The sequence below is a fragment of the Novosphingobium sp. SG919 genome (assembly GCF_012932495.1).
Classification (GTDB): domain Bacteria; phylum Pseudomonadota; class Alphaproteobacteria; order Sphingomonadales; family Sphingomonadaceae; genus Novosphingobium; species Novosphingobium rhizosphaerae.
Map to the genome: position 1 here is coordinate 2,084,722 of NZ_JABCNG010000001.1, position 16,993 is coordinate 2,101,714.

Genomic DNA, 16,993 nt, shown 5'->3' on the forward strand with positions numbered 1-16,993 from the left:
GATGGCCGGGCGCCTGGCAGGAAAGACCTGCTTCGTCACCGGGGCGGCGCAGGGCATCGGCCGCGCCATCGCAGATCGCTTCGCCGCCGAAGGCGCGCGGGTTGCGGCCGCCGACTTGCGCTTTTCCGAAAGCTTCGCCTCGCCGGCGATCACCGCCATGCCACTCGATGTCACCGATGACCGCGCGGTAGTACAGGCGGCGGCCGAATGGCCCGATTGCGCAGTGCTCGTCAACTGCGTCGGCTATGTCGCCAATGGGTCGATCCTAGACTGCTCGATGGCCGACTTCGCGCGCAGCGTGGATCTCAACGTGACGTCGATGGTGCGCACCATCCAGGCATTCCTGCCACGCATGCTGCAAAGGCGCGAGGGTTCGATCATCAACATCGCCTCGGTGGTATCCTCGGTGATGGCCGCTCCCAATCGCTGTGCCTATGCCACCACCAAGGCTGCGGTGATCGGCCTGACCATGGCCGTCGCGCGCGATTTCATCGCCGATGGCATCCGTTGCAACGCGATCAGCCCCGGCACGGTGGAATCGCCCTCGCTGCTTGACCGGTTTGCCGCAACCGGCGATGCCGAAGCGGCGCGCAGCGCCTTCGTGGCGCGCCAGCCGATGGGGCGCCTGGGCGAGGCAGCCGAAATCGCGGCCGCGGCCGTCCTGCTCGCCAGCAACGAGGCCCGCTTCATGTCGGGTAGCAACATGGTCATCGATGGAGGAATGAGCCTGTGAGCAAACCCCTGGCCCTGTTGACCGGCGGCAGCACCGGGATCGGCCACCATCTCGTCACGGCATTGGCCGAGGCCGGCTATGCCGTGGCGTTCAGCTACCGCGCGTCGCCCGCACCGGCCGAGGCCCTGGCACAAGACCTTGTTGCCCGTGGCCATGCCGCACGCGCCCTGGCCTGCGACGTGGGCGACAAGGTGCAAGTGGAAGCGTTCGTTGGCGCCGCCATCGCCTGGGCTGGGCAGCCGCCCAGTCTCCTGGTCAACAACGCCGGAATCCAGGCCTGGGCGCCGCTGCTCGATCTTGCCGAGGAACAGTGGGACGATGTGCTGCGCACCAATCTCAAGGGCTGCTTCCTCCACACCCAGGTCGTCGGCCGCATCATGGCCGAGGCCGGCCAAGGTGGCGCGATCGTCAATATCGGCTCGGGCTGCAACAAGCTCGCCTTCCCCAACCTGGTGTCGTACACCGCCTCCAAGGGCGGAATCGAGCAATTCACCAAGTCCGCAGCGGTCGAGCTGGGCCGCTATGGCATCACCGTCAATTGCGTGGCGCCCGGCGCGATCGCGACCGAGCGAACCGCCGAGGAAGCGCCCGACTACGCCGCGAGTTGGGCGCCGATAACACCGCTGGGCCGTGTCGGCACGCCCGAGGATATCGCCGGGCCGGTGCTGTTCTTCGCCGGCCCGGGCGCGCGGTATGTTACCGGCCAGACCCTGTGGGTCGACGGCGGGGTGTTCTCGCGCGCCGCCTGGCCCTATTCCTGAGGCGCGAACCGCCCCGCCGAGACTGCCGGAGATCGATCATCTCGCTTGTTCATTCGCTGCGCGCCATCGTCGGGCGACGGCACGTCCTGACCGGGCGCAGCCGCACGCGCCGCTATGATACCGGTTTTCGCCATGGTGGCGGCGAGGTGCTGGCGGTGGTGCGCCCCGGCACCCCGCTCGAACAGTACGATGCGTTCTGCGCCTGCATCGCCGCGGGCGTGATCGTCATCGTCCAGGCCGCCAACACCGGGCTCACCGGCGGTTCGACACCCGATGGCCAATACGATCGCCCCGTGGTGATCATCAACACCATGCGGATCAAGGGCGTCCATGTGGTGCGCGGCGGCGCGCAAGTCGTCTGCCTGGCCGGATCCACCTTGTTCGAACTCGAACGGGCGCTGGCGCCCCTTGGGCGGGAGCCACATTCGGTGATCGGTTCCTCGTGCCTGGGCGCTTCCGTGGTGGGCGGGGTCTGCAACAATTCTGGCGGAGCGCTGGTGCAGCGTGGCCCGGCCTACACCGAATATGCCCTGTTTGCGCGCGTGACCGCGGATCGCCGGGTCGAGTTGGTCAATCACCTTGGCATCGCGCTGGGCACCGATCCGCGTGCCGTCCTCGAAACCCTGGCCAGGGGCGAACTGACCGACGACCTTGTGCGTGACGAAGGCCGCGCGGCGTCCGCGCGCGGCTATGCCGAAACGGTGCGGGCCATCGATGCCCCCACGCCGGCACGCTTCAACGCCGATCCGCGCCACCTGTTCGAAGCATCGGGCAGCGCCGGCAAAGTCATGGTCCTGGCCGTGCGGCTCGATACCTTTGTGCAGCAAGCCGATGCCGCCACGTTCTACATCGGCACCAACGATCCAGACGAGTTGGAAACGCTGCGCGGGCGTATCCTCGCCGAATGCGCCGACCTGCCGGTTTCGGGCGAATATATCCACCGTGATGCCTTCGATGTCGCCGAGCGATACGGCAAGGATATCTTCGTCGCGATCGAGCGGCTCGGCACCGACCGCCTGCCCGCGCTGTTCGCGCTCAAGGCAGCCGTCGATGGCTGGGCGCGGCGCATGCGCATCCTGCCCGATCACCTGTCGGATAAATTGATGCAGGGGATCAGCCGCCTGCTGCCCCAGCATCTTCCCCCGCGGATGCGTGCTTGGCGCGACCGCTACGAGCATCATCTCATCCTCAAGATGGCCGGACCAGGCATTGCCGAGGCGCGTGCCGTGCTCGACACCATGTTCCCCAGCGCCACGGGGGCAATGTTCGCCTGCACGCCGCTGGAAGCGCGCAAGGCGTTCCTGCACCGCTTCGCCGTGGCAGGCGCCGCGATCCGCTATCGGATCATGCATGCCCGCCACTGCGGCGAGATCATCGCGCTCGATATCGCGCTGCGCCGCAACGATCGCCAGTGGCGCGAGGAATTGCCGGCGCAAATCGCCGATAGCATCGAAATCGCGCTCTATTACGGGCACTTCTTCTGCCACGTGTTCCATCAGGACTACATCTTGAAGCAGGGGGTGGACCCACTGGAAACCGAACACCGCATGTGGGCCGTGCTCGACGCGCGCGGGGCGGAATACCCAGCCGAACACAACGTCGGCCATCTCTATCATGCCAAGCCCGCGCTGGCCGCCCACTATGCCGCGCTCGACCCCGGCAACCATCTCAATCCGGGCATCGGGCACACCTGCCGAACCGCCTGCTAATCGGCCGATTTCTCATTTGATTTAAGGCTGTCCGGCCATGCGAGGAGCTGCCCCTGTCGCGTCGGTCCTCTTGCCAAGCCGCGCTCAGGAATGCGTTGACGTTGGCAAACCGTCGGAAAGCGCGGACAGCAGGCAGCGATCCACCAGTGCCTCGGCAATATCAACCGAGGGCAGCGTGCGCGGATCATGGGGACGGATCACCCCTTTGCGGCGCATCGTGGCAAAGCCATAGATGCCCGACCAGAACGCCACGCTGCGCACATCGGCCTCCGCATCCGCAATGCCGGGCAATGCCGCCACGATCTGGCTACGCAGCGCATCGTGGCCCATCAGCTGGAACTCGAGCAGGCCGGGATCGAGCGTCGGCATGGTCAACTCGCTCTCGTACATCAAGTCGATCAGGTTTGGATTGTCGTCGGCAAACTTGATGAACAACACCCCCATGCGGCGCAGCTTTTCCTCGGGCGCCATCTTGCTGGCAACGACGATCGTAGTGCCCGCCAGCATGTCGCGAAATCCTTCCTTGGCCAGTGCCAGCAGGAACGAGCGACGATCGGGAAAGTGATAGTACGGGGCGCCGGGTGATACGCCCACTTGTTGGGCCAAAGTGCGTATCGACAGGTTGATGTGGCCGTTTTGCTTCACATATTCGCGCCCGACATTGAGGAGATCGTTTCTCAAATCTTCCCGATGATACGGCTTTTTCTCGCTCATGGCGTCCCTCTGAATTTTCCGGTCCTTACCTATCATCAAACGCCGGCAATGCCAGCGACCATCTGATCACGGCATAGCCCCATGCCGCGCAAGTCGCGGAAATTGGCCCCTTGCCCGCAATGTAATCACTGATTAAACCGAGGGTCCGCCGGGAGAGATTGCCTTACGCCACCGGCGCCCGCCCCGACCGCCGCCCTGCCGGGCCATTAGCCGTCCGATGATGACAGGACCCTATTCGATGTTCCGATCACACCGCCTCCGCTCCGTCGCTCCGCTCGCCCTCGGCCTTGCCCAGATTGCGGCGTCGCCTCCGGCTGCGGCGCAATCCATGGCCCCGGATGGCTCCACCCCCGAACAGCAGGCGATTGTGGCCAAGGACAAGCCGTTTCGGGCACAACCACTCACGCTGGTCAGCATTCCCAAGCCCGCCGGCCGCCGCATTGCATTGTTCAACGGGCGCAATCTCGATGGGTGGGATTCCTGGCTCGGCGTGCCCCAACCGATGATGACCTATGCCTTCACCAAGGACCGCCCGATCGGCCTCAACCGCGACGCCACCGGCGTTTTCAGCGTGGTGCAGGAAGACGGGCGCCCGGCGCTGCGCGTCAGCGGCAAGATCTTTGGCGCCTTGATCACCAAGGGCGACTATCACGCCTATCACCTGCATGCCGAATTCAAGTGGGGCACCTGGCAGCTCGGCACGATCCCGCGCAACAATGGCATTCTCTATCACGCCCATGGCCAGCAGGGCTCGTTCCTCAAGACCTGGAGCCCCTCGATCGAATTCGAACTCGTGCCACAGCACTTTGGCATGCTGTTGACCCCCGGCGATTCGAGCAAGGCAACCTCGTTCAATGATATCTTCTGGAACGTCAGCGCCCGCTCGACGGTCGGCAGCGATCGCACGATCCCCTATCCGTGGCGTCGCTTCATGCCTGATGGCACGCCGGCCGAGGTGGGCAACGTCGCTTTCGATGTCGATGCCGCTTCCGACGCGGAACGCCCGCTGGGGCAGTGGAACACGATCGACCTCTACGTCGTCGGCGATGCCGCCGTGCACGTGGTCAACGGTGTCCCGGTTCTCGCGGCCACCGGCATGCGCACCCGCGCCACACCCGGTTCTCCCGCCCAGCCCCTCACGCACGGGCGCATCCAGTTGCAGTCTGAAGGCGCCGAAGCATTCTTTCGCAACGTCACGATCGAGCCGATCCGCCACCTGCCACGCGTGATCGCCAAGCGCTGACAACGGCGGCACCGAAACAGAGAGGGGCTGGACATCGCGCGATGTCCAGCCCCTCTCTGTTTTCCGACGCCGTGTGCGGCCAACCCCCGGGCCCTGCAGTGCCCAGGGGCCAAGGCGGTCAGGGCAGGACGATCGTCAGCAGGCGGTTCCAAGGCATCGTGTGCGGCTGCAACTTGGGCGGGAAATAGGGATAGCGTACCCGGCAGCCCACGTAGACCTGGTGGATACCCGGTTCGAGACCGCCGGGCCGGGGCACGATGATCGTGGCAGGATCGCCCAGTTCCCAGCGCACGTCGGACGCCGCGCGCAGTTCTTCGAGCGAAAAGGTCTGCCCGTTCAGCGCGAACAGGTTGTTTTCATACCCAAAGCGTTCCCCGTCGACCGCCACGTCGACCCCGTCGAGCAGCGAGATGCGGAAGCCGCGGTAGTTGGGCGTGCGGATGCGGATTTCAAAGCCTTCGCGCGCATCGACGGGACCATAGTTCCTGAATCCCGTGCTCTGGATCGGCGCTTGTTCAAGCAACATGTGTGATTTCCTGTTATCTGGAGCGATGGATCGAGCGATCAGGCCAGGCGGCCTTCGTCGAAATCCTTTTCGAGCTTGCGCATCAGCAACTGTTGCCGGCGAACCTGGTCGATCGCGACCCACGGATCGCGCACGCCTTCGTATTCGCTCGACAAGTAGCCGGAATACCCGGCGCGCTTGAGCGCCGAGATGACCTTGGGCAGCGGGATATGCTCATCCTCCAGATCATCGTTGATATGGTGGAACTTGGCCTGGATGAACGCCACGTACTGGATGATATCGAGCAGTTCCTCGGGATTGACCTTGATGCCGTTCAGAAAGGCGGTGTCGAATTCGCGCATCTCGGGCGTTTCCTGCGGCCAGAACGGCAGCGGGCGATCCTGGAAAATGCCGAAATCGATCAGCAGCGCGAAATTCTTCGTGCCGGTGCGCTCGATGAACTGGATATAGTTCTGCGTCACGCGATGGCTGATCGGCGTAGGTGCATGAATTTCCGGGCAGATCACGATGTCGAGCTTGTGCGCCAGATCCAGCACGCGTTCGACCGCGCCTTCCCAGATCGGATCGGGATCGAGATCGGACGTCACCACGCCGAACTTCGGGCGCAGGAACTTGAAGCCCAGGCGATGGGCAAGCGTGAGGTCGCGCTCCAGTTCCCCCGCGCCTTCCTCGACCGTGAGATTGCGTTCAAGATGCAGGCGCGTGTCCACCCAGGAACACATGTTGGTCGGTTCGAGCTGGTATTGGTCGAGCAGTCGAAACCAGGTGTCGAGCCATTGGCTCGACGGTTCGGGGTAGCCTTTCACATGCGCTTCGCCCAGTATCTCGATCCCGGTTGCACCGGTCCCGGCAACGGCATCAAAGCCTTCCTCAAGCCCCATGATCGTGCCGAAGTCATCGGTGTAACTGTAAAGCGAAACGCCATATTTGAACGAGGCTGTCATCATCAACTCCCTGGGCCCGTGTCGAGCCCCGTGTTCCCTGGTCCCGCTCCATGCCGATGGACGGGTGACCCTGAGCGTCATTTAATCGGCGATCAAATTTACTGCAAGGCTTTTGAATCCAACGAACGCAGCAGGATCCTGGACAAACCAGTTGCATTCAATCAATGATCAGATAACGGCTGCCCGGACCGGGACGGGTACCAAGGGGACCAAGCATGGACGAGCCACACCACGATAGCGACCTGGCCATCGCGCGGATCGAAGCAGAAGTCGCGGCGCTCGAACTGGCGCATTTCGACCTGGACGATGCCTGGTGGCTGGGCTGCTATCTGCGCGAGCGCGCCGCGCGCGAAAACCTGCCCATCGCCATCGAGATCCGCCGTGGCGTGGCCACGCTGTTCGCCTGCCTCCTGCCCGGCGCCTCGGCCGACAACAGCGAATGGCTTCGCCGCAAGCTGGCGCTGGTGATGCGTTTCGAACGCTGCACGTATGCCCTGGGCCTCACCTTCCGGCGCGAGCCCGGCCTGTTCGAACGCCATGGTCTCGATCTGCGGGATCACATCGCGGACGGCGGCGGCGTGCCGATCCGCCTTGCCGGCACTGGAACGATCGGCGCGCTGGGCATCAGCGGGCTGCCGCAGGAAGACGATCATCGCCTGGCGATCGAGGCGCTTGGCGCGCTGCGCGCCCATCAGGCCAGCTGCGAAAGGACCATGGCATGAGCACGGTTCGTTGGGGCATCCTTGGCCCCGGCACGATCGCCCGCGAATTCTTCCGCAGTGCCGCTGCCTGCGCGTCAGGCGCAGTCGTCGCAGTCGCATCGCGTTCGCCCGATCACGAGCGGCTCGGGCGCGCGTTTCCCGGCGCTCGGGTGTTCGACGATTACGAGGAACTCCTCGCCGATCCTGGCATCGATGCGATCTATATCGCAACGCCCCACCCTTTCCACGCGCGCTGGGCCATCGCCGCTGCCGCGAAGGGCAAGCACGTGCTGAGCGAAAAGCCGATGGCGATGAACGGGGCGGAAGCCCGCGCAATGGTTACGGCTGCCCGCGCCAACGATACGTTCCTGGCCGAAGCCTACATGTACCGCCACCACCCGCTCACCACGTTCCTGCTCGATCTTGTACGCGGCGGCACGATCGGTGACGTCGTCCTGATCAAGTCCAGCTTTGGCTTTGCCCATCCCACCGGCGGCGCCGATCATCGCCTGTTCGCCAAGGACCTGGGCGGCGGGGCGATCCTCGACGTCGGCGGCTACCCGGTGACGATGGCCTGCCTGATTGCCGGCTATCGCGAGGCCGACCGCGCCGTGCAGCCGGTTTCCCTCAGTGCGGAGGGGCTGATCGGCCCGACCGGGGTGGACGAAGTATCCAGCGCCCTGCTGCGCTTTGCCAATGGTATCGTCGCGCAGGTTTCGTGCTCGATCGCACTCGTTCAGGACAACGTGCTTTCGATCATCGGCACCCGTGGCCGTCTCGAAGTGGACGACTTCTGGTTCGGCACAGGGGTGACCGGCGGCACCAAGATCGTGCGGCACGTGGCCAACGATGGCACCATCGAGGAATTGCCGCTGACCGAACCGCGCGATCTTTACAGTTTCCAGTTCGATGCCTGCAACGCCGCGATCACCGCAGGCCGCCGTGAACTGTCCTATCCGCAGTTGGACCTGGCCAGCAGCATCGCCACGGCCGACATCCTCGATCAGTGGCTGGCGGCCGTTCACGGCACCGCCGCGACATAGACGCGGCCCTCGGAGGAAAGCCATGTCAAGAATACTGGGTGTCGGGATTATCGGCACCGGGCCGGTCACCCAGGGGCTTCATCTGCCCACCCTGTTGCGCCTGCGCGACCGGTTTCGCGTGGCTCACATCGCCGGCCGCACCGCATCGACCACCGCGCATGTCGCCGCGTGGCACGGCGCGCGGGCCGGTACCGACGTGGACGCCCTGCTGGCCGATCCGGCGGTTGAGGTGGTCGCGATCAATTCGCCGTCCGACCTTCATGCCGACCATGCGATCGCCGCGCTGGAGGCAGGCAAGGCGGTGCTGGTGGAAAAGCCGCTCGCCACCTCCGCTGGCGACGCGCAACGTATTCTCGACTGCGCGCGGCGCACCGGTGGCCATGTCCAGGTCGGCACGATGCATGTCTACGATCCGGCATGGCAGGCGGCACTGGCACGGCATCGCGATCACATGGCGGCGGCCACGATGATCCGCTCCACCATCGTGCTGCCGCCCAATCCCTTGTTCGAAGACTGGTCCGGCCAGATTATCGGCCGCAAGGGCTATCCGCCGCCGTTCGATCTCTCTGTGGCGCCGGTGCGGGCGGCGATCATGCGCGCCACGATCATCGGGCTGGCGGTGCACGAACTGCCGCTGATCCGGGAAATCGTGCCGGACTGGGGCGATCTGCGCGTGCTGTCGGCCCGGCCGCTGCCCCCCTTCGCCTACGATATCCATCTCGCCGTCGGCGGGCGCCTGGTCCAGTTGACCGCAACGCTTCACACCCACCGCTGGTCGGAATGGTCGATGGCCTTTCTTGGCGCGGACGCTGAAGTGCGCGTGGATTTCACCCCATCGTATGTGCCCGCGGGATCGGGCCGGGTTACGCTGGTTTCTGAAAGTGGGACGGCGATCGTTCCGCCGGTCACGGCCAATGGCTATCTCGCCCAATGGGTCCAGCTTCACGACGTGGTCTGCGCTGGCGCCGCGCCGCTGCACGGCCTCGCCGCAGCGGTCGACGACATCGACCTGGCCCTGACCTTGGCCGACCGGTGCAGCGCCTGGGCCATGGAGCACGCCGCATGACAGCTTACCACCCCATTCTCGTCGGTGCCGACACCGGAACCGACCACGTCCTGGCGACCGTTATTGCCAGCCTGCCCGACACGCTGGCCCTGGCCGCAAATGGGCAACCTCCACAGGCACGGGCGATCAGCGGCGGCGGTGACTGGTGCGCGGCTGTCCTGGCCGCGCTTGCCCATGGCACCCGGGGCATCGTGCTCGATCGCCCCCGCCCGGCACCGGCCACTGCAATCGCGCAGGTCCGCGCGGCCGCCCAGGCACAAGGTGCAACGGTCGTTGTGCGCGGCCAATGGTCGTCGCACGCCACGGTCGCGCAGTTGCGCTCGGCCGCCGGTGCGGACGAGGCACCGGTCCTGATCGATTGCATGACGACCGGCCGCTCTGCCCGGTCGCACGCGCTGGCCCTGTTCGACCAGTTGCACTTTGTCACGACGCTTGTGGGCCCGGTGGAGCACGTGGTGACCGAGAGCGCCATGCCCAATGCCACGATCGCGCGTGGACGGCTTGCCGGCGCCGGTGCCCAGATCGCATTCACGGCGGTCGAAACGCCCGGCCAGCTGACCTGCGACCTGCGCATACACAGCCTGGATCGCATGCGCCGGATCGTGCTTCCCGATAGCAGCGAATGGGACCCGGCCCTGGCCGTGGTCGCCACGCGCGAGGGGGAGCTATCGCTTCCCGCGCATTACGAAAGCGCCGATCGCGCGGCCTGGCTGCGTCTTGCCGGCCTGATCGACAGCGCCGGCGGCAACACCGATGATCTCGCCACCCTCGCCCAGATCGCGCGCCATATCGAGGCGACTTGACGATCGCGCCCATCGCCGCCTCAGCCGCCCTGGTCGGGGCGGCCCGGGCCATACCCGGTCAGTAATTGAACGCGTTGTACGAGTTGCACTTGAAGATCGACGTGACCGAGTTTAGCAGGACGGCCAGCTTGCCGATCTGCACCGACGGTGACGTCGCCATATAGACGATATCCAGGTCGCGCATCTGGAAGTTTTGCGCCAGCAGCATGCCTTCGGCCGATCGGAAGTCCACATGGTAGACCACTGGCACGGTGTCGCCCAGGGTCAGGTAGTCGGGCAGCGGTGCGGTCCGCAGGCGCGCCGCGATATCCGCGCGTTCGTACCGCAAGACATAGACGCCATAAGGGTCGGCCTGCCGATCGGCGAGGCCGCCGCCATTGCAGATCGCCTCGGCCAAAGTCAGCCGCGCCTTGCCGAAGAACACCTCGCTCTGCTTGTTGGTGCCGCCCAGCATGACCACGCTTTGCGGTTCGTGGTCCAGGGTGACAAGATCGCCGGGACGCAGGAAAATGTTCTGCGTCGGATCGCGCGGCACGGCGGCCATGCACAGCGACCGTACCTGGCCGCCGCGCGTCAATTGCACAAGCATGTCGCGCGCCTTGCCGGTGGTGCCCGAACGCCAATCGCTCAGAGGCCGCCCAGCGCGACGTATTTCGTCTCCAGGTATTCCTCGATGCCAACTTGCGCGCCTTCCCGGCCGAGCCCGGAAGCCTTGACCCCGCCGAACGGGGCGACTTCGGTGGAGATCAAGCCTTCGTTTACCCCAACCATGCCGAATTCGAGCGCCTCCACGACACGGAAAATGAGGCCGACGTCGCGCGCGCAGACATAGGCAGCAAGGCCAAAGGGCGTATCGTTGGCCAAGGCCAAGGCCTCGTCCTCGGTTTCGAAGCGGAACACCGGGGCGACCGGCCCGAAGGTTTCCTCGCCGAATATCCTGGCTTCGCGTGGCACATCGGCCAGCACGGTGGGCTCGAAGAAATTGCCGCCCAGCCGGTGGCGCTTGCCGCCTGCGGCCACGCTCGCCCCCCTGGCAACGGCGTCGGCAATGTGCTCCTCCACTTTGGCAAGCGCGGCTTCGTCGATCAGCGGGCCGATGGCGGCATCGGGTTGCGTTCCAGCGGCCACTTTGAGCCGCGCGGTCTCCTCTGCCAACCGCGCGACAAATGCGTCGTGAATCCCAGCCTGCACCAGGAAGCGGTTTGCACCGATGCACGATTGGCCACTGTTGCGATACTTGGCCACCAGCGCCGCCTTGATGGCGCCTTCCAGGTCGGCATCGTCAAACACGATGAACGGCGCGTTGCCGCCCAGTTCCATGCTGGTCCGCTTGATCGAAGGCGCGCACTGTTGCAGCAGTTTCGCGCCGATTTCGGTCGATCCGGTGAACGACAGCTTGCGCACGAGCGGGCTGGCGGTCAATTCCGCACCGATCGCGCCTGCACTGCCGGTGACGATGTTGCACACCCCGGCCGGCAGTCCCGCGCGCTCGGCCAGCACACCCAGCGCCAGCGCGGTAAGCGGCGTCTGGCTGGCCGGCTTGATCACGCCCGTGCATCCGGCAGCCCAGCCCGGCCCCGCCTTGCGCGTGATCATCGCGGCAGGGAAATTCCACGGCGTAATCGCGGCAAAGACGCCCACTGGCGCCTTCTGCACCAAGATGCGGCGGCCGTGCAGGTTCTGCGGGATGACCTGCCCGTTGACCCGCTTCGCTTCTTCGGAAAACCACTCGATGAAACTGGCTGCATAGAGAACCTCGCCCCGCCCCTCGGCCAGGGGCTTGCCCTGCTCCGAGGTGATGAGCAGCGCCAAGTCATCGATGTTCGCGATCATCAGATCGAACAGCCGGCGCAGGATGGCCGCGCGATCCTTGGCCAGCGCCGCACGCCACGCGGGCAGCGCACGCGCCGCCGCATCGATCGCGCGCCGCGTTTCGGCCGCGCCACCCTTGGGCACGCGGGCGATCAGCGCGCCGGTGGCGGGATTGCGCACCTCGATCGTCTCGCCACAGTCGGCGCCGATCCACTGGCCATCCACCAGCATCGCCTGCCGCAGGAGCGTGGCATCCTTGAGCGGCAGCACAGTGAGCTTGTCCATAAGGGCTCCTTTCACGCCGGGTTCCGGCCGATGAAGAACAGCGCGTCGGCATCGGCGGTGGGATGCAGCCCCGCCGCTTCCTGCCCCCGCCGAAGCGCGACCATGTCGCGCTGATAGACGCGCGCGGTGGGGTGGCGCAGTGGCCCGCCGTTGTAACCCTGCAGCCAGCCTTCATACTTCCACATCATGCGGTTGATCAGGCCGTTGCCGGCCTGCGGCACGCTGGCAAACGCCTTGCGCGCGGGATCGATGCGATGAAATTCGGCGGTCGCCTCGTCAAAGCGCCGGGCTTGCAGCAACGCGAACACCCGCGGGAGCACCGGGCCGAAAAAGGCCGAGAAGTTGGTGCCGCAGAACGGCACGTCGATCAGTTGGGCCAGCGGGATGAATTCGTGCTCCATCGGGAAAGAGATCACGACTTCATCATGGAACGCGCGGTGAACCTCGATCGGCCCCATGATGTGGGGCATCCCGCCTTCGGCCTTGATCGCCACCACGTTCGGGCAATCGTCGACCAGGCGGCGCAGCAGGTCTATCGGCATGTCGAGCGGGCTGAACCGGCCAAACCCCCAGGTGGGAATGGGGAACAGCATCACGGCCATGTCCACCGCATCGCAGAACACCTTGGTATAGGCGTAAACTTCTTCCAGCGATTGCGGATAGAAATATGGCGGATAGCCGAGCAGAACCAGTTCCGCGCCGGCGGCCTGGGCCAGCAAGGCGGCCTCGATATTGTCTTCAAGGGTGTTGAACACCGCATGATGCACCACGAAGATGCGCCCGGCGGCCTGCTCCACCATCACTTCCACGAAGCGACGGTATTCCGCCATTGTCATCGCCACTTCCGAACAGGCCAGGGTGCCGACGAAGCCGTGCGCGATGGTCTGTTCCACATCGTGCCGCACGGCGGCCTCGTTGAGGCGCTTGAAATCGCCGGTCATCGTGGGGATGACCACGTTGGCAACGCCAAGCATCTTGTCGCGCGCCCAGGCGCGGGCGTCGGAGCGGGTATAGCTGGGCATGGAGACCGTCCTCTTACTTGCTCTTGTCCACCGGGCGGACCGGAGCGGGAATGGAAGTGCCAAGACCGGCAGCACGGGCCCGATCGACGCAGAGCGCGGCGATGGCGAGGTCTTGGATGGCGGCGCCGACCGACTTGTAGAGCACGATCTGGTCTGGCGCCGTGCGCCCCGGATGCGTGCCTGATATCACGGCCTCGAGGCTCACCAGCTTGTCGGCAAATGCCACGCCCGCCTGGCTGGCCGCGATCATGTCGCCAGTGTCATCTGCCACTTCTTCGACCATGTCGGCGACGATCAGGTCCGCCCGGGCGATTGCCTCGGGATCGAGTTCGCGCTGCTCGGGCAGGGTCGATCCAATCGAGATCACGGTCATGCCCGGCCGCAGCCAGTTGCCCAGCACGGTTGGGCTTTCATCGCGCGATCGTGCCGCGCAGAGGACCAGGTCGGCCTGCGCCACAGCCGCCTCGGCACTTTCCGCAGCCGTCACCGCGATGCCCTTTTCCGCCATGCTTCGGCAAAACGTGGCGCGGCTCGTTTCGCGCGGGCTGAACACCTGCGCCGCGCCCAGCGCGCCGGAACGCGCCAGGGCTTCAAGATGCGTGCGCGCTTCGAAACCCGAACCGATCACCGCCACGCGCGGCGCAACCTCGCGGCACAGCCGCCGTGCCGCCAACGCAGACGTTGCCGCGGTGCGCAGCCCCGTCACGGAAGCGCCGTCGAGCAATGCCGTCAATGCCATGGTCGCCCCGTCGAACAGCGGGATGAGATAGGACGCGGCCTGTGCCGTCATCGACGCGGCGATCAGCTTTGCGCCGATCACCCTCTGGCCAGGCAGCACGCCCGACAGCGTACGCAGCCACAAGCCATTGCCGCGCGCCATCGTCCGCGGTGGAAACTGGGCCGCGGCCACGGACGCGCCATAGGCAGCCGCCAAGGCATCGACCCCTGCCGCCCAGTCAAACGCCAAACGGACATCGGCGTCCGAAAGCAGCAGGGTTTGCGGCACTGGCGGCATGAAGCGATCCTTTCGTGGTGCCGGCCACACCCGAGTCCAGACCGGTTTGATCAGGCGTATATCCGTGATTGATGCGTGTCAATTTTCATATTGATTGGATATCGTGCAGCGGCCGGCTGTGATACGGCGTGGCTACGGAGGATTTCTTGGCCGAAGACGAAGACCTTGCCCGCTTGCGCGCGTTGCTGGATGAAACAGCCGCGCGGGGTGAAGAACGGCTGCCGCCCGAACCGCGCCTGGGCGAAACGCTGGGCGTCTCGCGCGGGCGGCTGCGCACGTTGTTGCGTCGGCTGGAGGAGGAAGGCGCGATCTGGCGCCATGTCGGCAAGGGCACTTTCATCGGGCCGCGCCAGATGGTGGAAGTGCGCGATTTCGCAGCGTCATTCAGCGTGGGGGATATCCTGGGCGCGCGCCTGATCCTGGAGCCGCAACTGGCCGCCGAAGCCGCCATCCACGCCACCGACGAAGATCTGGCTGCGATGGACGCCTGCCTTGCCGACATGGCCGAGCCACCCAGCTTCCTTCACTGGAAGCGGCTGGATGAACGGCTGCACCGCGAAATCGCCAAGGCGGCGCACAATGTCCTTCTGGTGCTGCTGTACGATACGCTGCGCACGCAGATGAAAGCCACGCTCGATCGGCGATTGGAACAGGTTTTCGGCGCGGAACCAGGCCCCAAGACCGACACCGACGCGCACCATGCCCACGTTGTGGCGGCCATCCGCCAGCATGACCCTGCGGAAGCAGAACGGGCGATGCGCGAGCACCTGGTGGCCGTGCGCCGCCACCTTTTCGGGGTGCGCCAAGTCTAGCGCCCAGCCCCCAGGCGGGCAGAGGGGACATCCGCCGTCGCGGTAAGGCCGCAAGCGCATTCCCCCCATGCCGGTCTCAATCCGTTGGCTTTGACGGAGCGGCGGGCAAGGCCGGCGCAAACGAACTGGCACGATCGATTGATCCGTGGCCGATGTAGCGGGCCACGCGGGGAAAGGGGAACACGGGACGGCTGCGCGGCGCCAGCGCGGGGGAAGACGCTTGCGGCGCAGGCGGCGGCATGGCCGGGCCACCGGCTTGCGGCAAACCACCTTCCCCCCGACGGAGGCCCGCCGGTGGCATGGGCTGCCCATCTTGCGTGGGTGAACTGCGATGCGCCACCAGCCGGTCCGGCGCAGCGCCGCCCTCCACCCACGCCATCAGCGCGGCAAGGAGCGGGAACGTGTTCGGCCCATCTCCGCCCGAGCAGTGCCCCATGCCGGGAAACAGGAACAGGCGGGCAAACGCATCGCGCCGATCGGGCCCCATCGCCGCACCGACCTGTTCGAAATAGTCGATGCTGTTGAGCGGACTGATATGCGGGTCCGCCCAGCCATGCCAGAGGATCAACTTGCCCCGGCGCGCCGCGAACGCGTCAAGGCGTGGATCATCGGCGTCGTAAAGCGCACGGGCTGCCTGTTCGTTGCGCTGCGTCTCGGCCGTGAACGGGAAGGTCTGCGGGGTGAAGCCCGGACTGGCGCCAGGCGCGAAGATCAGGTGATTGATGGCCTGCCCGGCGATCATCGCACTCAACAGCGGCGCGCCAGGCGCTGCCGGCACGAAGACGCCGGCCCAGCCAAGTTCGCTGCCCGGCATCAGCGGGCCAACTTCAAGGGTTTGACCCTCTGCCGTGCGGGCGCCGGCATAGATGGCGCGCGCCGTTTCGATCTTGGCAAGGGTCAGGCAGCGGCCGGGCTGGTAGGCGCCCTTGCACAGCAGGACGCCAGGATCGACGCGGCAGGTGCGTGGATCGGTGATCTGGCCATCGACCAAGCCGTCAAGCCCATCGCAGGCGGCCAGTGCGGCGCGATGCAGCGGGGCCAAGTCTGCGGCAAGCAGGATGGGCTGCCCGTCTGCCGCCGTGTTGGCGCGGGCCAGCCAGGCGTGATGGAACGAATTCTGCACGGAGAAATGCAGCGCCGGGGCTCCAGCGGCGATACCGTCGAAATCCTGCGGGAAACGCTGCGCTTCCATCAGCGCTTCGCGCCCGCCGTCAGAACAGCCGGAAAAGTAGGAATAGCGGGGCGGCTGGCCATAGAACGCCGTGGTCAATGCCTTGGCGACCAGCGCGGTGAGATGCACGCCCCGCCAGGCGAAATCCTCGCGCTGCTGCGGGTTGGCGCCCCAGGCGGCATCCATGCCCTGGTGGCCCATGTCGGTGCTGGCAAGCACGATGGCGTCATCGGTCACCGGCACGCAGCCATCCGCCTTGCCGGCATCGATGCGCAGGTTTCCGCAAAGCCCGCCGCAGCCGGTCTGGAGATAGCGCTGGGTCCAGCCCGACAGGGGCAGGCGCACCTCGAAGCGGATAGCGGGCGCGACCGTGCCCGATACCCGGCAATAGGGATGCGTGCCGGTAACGACCTCGGCGGTCTGCGTGGTCGCACCGGCCACGCGGGTGAGATCGACCTTGGCCAGCGCCGCACAATCGATCGCCGGCGCCACGGGCGCCAGTTTGGCAAGGCCGGGCGCAGCCGGCTGTGCTTTGGCCGGAACAGCCGCCGTTGCCGGCGCTGCGGCGGTCAGAAACGCCAGCACGAACGCCAGCAGCACGAAACATCGCTTCAACATGGGAACAGTCCTTTG

Annotated in this window: 17 protein-coding genes; 9 read left to right on the forward strand and 8 right to left on the reverse strand. The window is 65.9% G+C overall.

All coding sequences use genetic code 11. The annotated features are described in order from the left end of the window. Position 1 precedes the first annotated feature (1 nt). Genes FHT19_RS09260 through dld form a run of 3 tightly spaced genes read left to right on the forward strand, consistent with a single transcriptional unit; the run spans position 2 to position 3,203 of the window. The gene (locus FHT19_RS09260; protein WP_169474688.1) at positions 2 to 733 is read left to right on the forward strand and encodes an SDR family oxidoreductase; all 732 of its coding nucleotides are present in this window, start codon (positions 2 to 4) and stop codon (positions 731 to 733) included. Next, a complete protein-coding gene (locus tag FHT19_RS09265; RefSeq protein ID WP_211184735.1) occupies positions 730 to 1,494 on the forward strand; it encodes an SDR family NAD(P)-dependent oxidoreductase in 765 nt (254 codons plus the stop codon). The genes FHT19_RS09260 and FHT19_RS09265 overlap by 4 nt, the downstream gene beginning before the upstream one ends. A 38-nt stretch (positions 1,495 to 1,532) precedes the next feature. After that, positions 1,533 to 3,203 (forward strand): D-lactate dehydrogenase, encoded by a 1,671-nt coding sequence (dld, locus tag FHT19_RS09270; protein ID WP_348982486.1) that lies wholly within the window; start codon positions 1,533 to 1,535, stop codon positions 3,201 to 3,203. 84 nt (positions 3,204 to 3,287) lie between these two features. On the opposite strand, the gene FHT19_RS09275 is transcribed toward dld, so the two are convergent. After that, entirely contained in the window at positions 3,288 to 3,953 is a 666-nt protein-coding gene (locus tag FHT19_RS09275) for a TetR/AcrR family transcriptional regulator (protein ID WP_248290350.1), read from the reverse strand. Between the two features lie 292 nt (positions 3,954 to 4,245). On the opposite strand from FHT19_RS09275, the gene FHT19_RS09280 reads away from it, so the two are divergent. Then, positions 4,246 to 5,160, forward strand: a complete 915-nt coding sequence (locus FHT19_RS09280) for a DUF1080 domain-containing protein (RefSeq protein ID WP_169474689.1) — start codon at positions 4,246 to 4,248, stop codon at positions 5,158 to 5,160. A gap of 118 nt (positions 5,161 to 5,278) precedes the next feature. On the opposite strand, the gene FHT19_RS09285 is transcribed toward FHT19_RS09280, so the two are convergent. Both FHT19_RS09285 and FHT19_RS09290 read right to left on the reverse strand, forming a co-directional pair. Next, positions 5,279 to 5,686 carry a DUF6379 domain-containing protein gene (locus FHT19_RS09285; protein WP_169474690.1) on the reverse strand — a complete coding sequence of 136 codons (408 nt, stop codon included), beginning with the start codon at positions 5,684 to 5,686 and terminating at the stop codon, positions 5,279 to 5,281. Positions 5,687 to 5,724: 38 nt separating this feature from the next. Continuing rightward, positions 5,725 to 6,630, reverse strand: a complete 906-nt coding sequence (locus tag FHT19_RS09290) for a TIM barrel protein (protein WP_168555240.1) — start codon at positions 6,628 to 6,630, stop codon at positions 5,725 to 5,727. A 215-nt stretch (positions 6,631 to 6,845) separates the two neighbouring features. Here FHT19_RS09290 and FHT19_RS09295 point away from each other — a divergent pair, with 215 nt between their 5' ends. From FHT19_RS09295 to FHT19_RS09310, 4 genes are read left to right on the forward strand one after another with little or no spacing between them, the layout of a single operon-like run. Further along, the gene (locus tag FHT19_RS09295; RefSeq protein WP_169474691.1) at positions 6,846 to 7,352 is read left to right on the forward strand and encodes a heme-degrading domain-containing protein; all 507 of its coding nucleotides are present in this window, start codon (positions 6,846 to 6,848) and stop codon (positions 7,350 to 7,352) included. Then, complete coding sequence (locus tag FHT19_RS09300; RefSeq protein ID WP_169474692.1) at positions 7,349 to 8,374, forward strand: Gfo/Idh/MocA family oxidoreductase; 1,026 nt, start codon at positions 7,349 to 7,351, stop codon at positions 8,372 to 8,374. The genes FHT19_RS09295 and FHT19_RS09300 overlap by 4 nt, the downstream gene beginning before the upstream one ends. A 22-nt stretch (positions 8,375 to 8,396) precedes the next feature. Continuing rightward, on the forward strand, positions 8,397 to 9,440 hold the full coding sequence (locus tag FHT19_RS09305) for a Gfo/Idh/MocA family oxidoreductase (protein WP_169474693.1): 1,044 nt from the start codon (positions 8,397 to 8,399) through the stop codon (positions 9,438 to 9,440). After that, positions 9,437 to 10,243, forward strand: coding sequence for a hypothetical protein (locus FHT19_RS09310; protein ID WP_169474694.1), 807 nt, complete (start codon positions 9,437 to 9,439; stop codon positions 10,241 to 10,243). Before FHT19_RS09305 ends, FHT19_RS09310 begins: the two co-directional genes overlap by 4 nt. 58 nt (positions 10,244 to 10,301) lie before the next feature. Here the strand turns inward: FHT19_RS09310 and FHT19_RS09315 are convergent, their stop codons facing one another. From FHT19_RS09315 to FHT19_RS09330, 4 genes are all read right to left on the reverse strand, one after another. Next, positions 10,302 to 10,832: a hypothetical protein gene (locus tag FHT19_RS09315; protein ID WP_169474695.1), complete on the reverse strand. Its 531-nt coding sequence runs from the start codon at positions 10,830 to 10,832 to the stop codon at positions 10,302 to 10,304. A 38-nt stretch (positions 10,833 to 10,870) separates the two neighbouring features. Continuing rightward, positions 10,871 to 12,286 (reverse strand): NAD-dependent succinate-semialdehyde dehydrogenase, encoded by a 1,416-nt coding sequence (locus FHT19_RS09320; protein WP_282435864.1) that lies wholly within the window; start codon positions 12,284 to 12,286, stop codon positions 10,871 to 10,873. 65 nt (positions 12,287 to 12,351) lie between these two features. Further along, complete coding sequence (locus FHT19_RS09325; RefSeq protein ID WP_169474697.1) at positions 12,352 to 13,362, reverse strand: dihydrodipicolinate synthase family protein; 1,011 nt, start codon at positions 13,360 to 13,362, stop codon at positions 12,352 to 12,354. A 13-nt stretch (positions 13,363 to 13,375) separates the two neighbouring features. After that, on the reverse strand, positions 13,376 to 14,377 hold the full coding sequence (locus FHT19_RS09330) for an ornithine cyclodeaminase family protein (RefSeq protein ID WP_169474698.1): 1,002 nt from the start codon (positions 14,375 to 14,377) through the stop codon (positions 13,376 to 13,378). A gap of 146 nt (positions 14,378 to 14,523) precedes the next feature. Between FHT19_RS09330 and FHT19_RS09335 the strand changes: the two genes are divergently transcribed. Continuing rightward, positions 14,524 to 15,189 carry an FCD domain-containing protein gene (locus FHT19_RS09335; RefSeq protein ID WP_168555250.1) on the forward strand — a complete coding sequence of 222 codons (666 nt, stop codon included), beginning with the start codon at positions 14,524 to 14,526 and terminating at the stop codon, positions 15,187 to 15,189. Between the two features lie 76 nt (positions 15,190 to 15,265). On the opposite strand, the gene FHT19_RS09340 is transcribed toward FHT19_RS09335, so the two are convergent. Continuing rightward, the gene (locus tag FHT19_RS09340) at positions 15,266 to 16,978 is read right to left on the reverse strand and encodes a tannase/feruloyl esterase family alpha/beta hydrolase (RefSeq protein ID WP_169474699.1); all 1,713 of its coding nucleotides are present in this window, start codon (positions 16,976 to 16,978) and stop codon (positions 15,266 to 15,268) included. Between the last annotated feature and the right edge of the window lie 15 nt (positions 16,979 to 16,993).

Coding starts and splice junctions, on each gene's coding strand:
- FHT19_RS09260 (WP_169474688.1), top strand. CDS start 2: ATGGCCGGGCGCCTGGCAGGAAAGACCTGCTTCGTCACCGGGGCGGCG.
- FHT19_RS09305 (WP_169474693.1), top strand. CDS start 8,397: ATGTCAAGAATACTGGGTGTCGGGATTATCGGCACCGGGCCGGTCACC.
- FHT19_RS09340 (WP_169474699.1), bottom strand. CDS start 16,978: ATGTTGAAGCGATGTTTCGTGCTGCTGGCGTTCGTGCTGGCGTTTCTG.
- FHT19_RS09280 (WP_169474689.1), top strand. CDS start 4,246: ATGGCCCCGGATGGCTCCACCCCCGAACAGCAGGCGATTGTGGCCAAG.
- FHT19_RS09315 (WP_169474695.1), bottom strand. CDS start 10,832: ATGCTTGTGCAATTGACGCGCGGCGGCCAGGTACGGTCGCTGTGCATG.
- FHT19_RS09310 (WP_169474694.1), top strand. CDS start 9,437: ATGACAGCTTACCACCCCATTCTCGTCGGTGCCGACACCGGAACCGAC.
- FHT19_RS09290 (WP_168555240.1), bottom strand. CDS start 6,630: ATGACAGCCTCGTTCAAATATGGCGTTTCGCTTTACAGTTACACCGAT.
- FHT19_RS09330 (WP_169474698.1), bottom strand. CDS start 14,377: ATGCCGCCAGTGCCGCAAACCCTGCTGCTTTCGGACGCCGATGTCCGT.
- FHT19_RS09285 (WP_169474690.1), bottom strand. CDS start 5,686: ATGTTGCTTGAACAAGCGCCGATCCAGAGCACGGGATTCAGGAACTAT.
- FHT19_RS09300 (WP_169474692.1), top strand. CDS start 7,349: ATGAGCACGGTTCGTTGGGGCATCCTTGGCCCCGGCACGATCGCCCGC.
- FHT19_RS09325 (WP_169474697.1), bottom strand. CDS start 13,362: ATGCCCAGCTATACCCGCTCCGACGCCCGCGCCTGGGCGCGCGACAAG.
- FHT19_RS09320 (WP_282435864.1), bottom strand. CDS start 12,286: ATGCTGGTGGATGGCCAGTGGATCGGCGCCGACTGTGGCGAGACGATC.
- FHT19_RS09275 (WP_248290350.1), bottom strand. CDS start 3,953: ATGATAGGTAAGGACCGGAAAATTCAGAGGGACGCCATGAGCGAGAAA.
- FHT19_RS09295 (WP_169474691.1), top strand. CDS start 6,846: ATGGACGAGCCACACCACGATAGCGACCTGGCCATCGCGCGGATCGAA.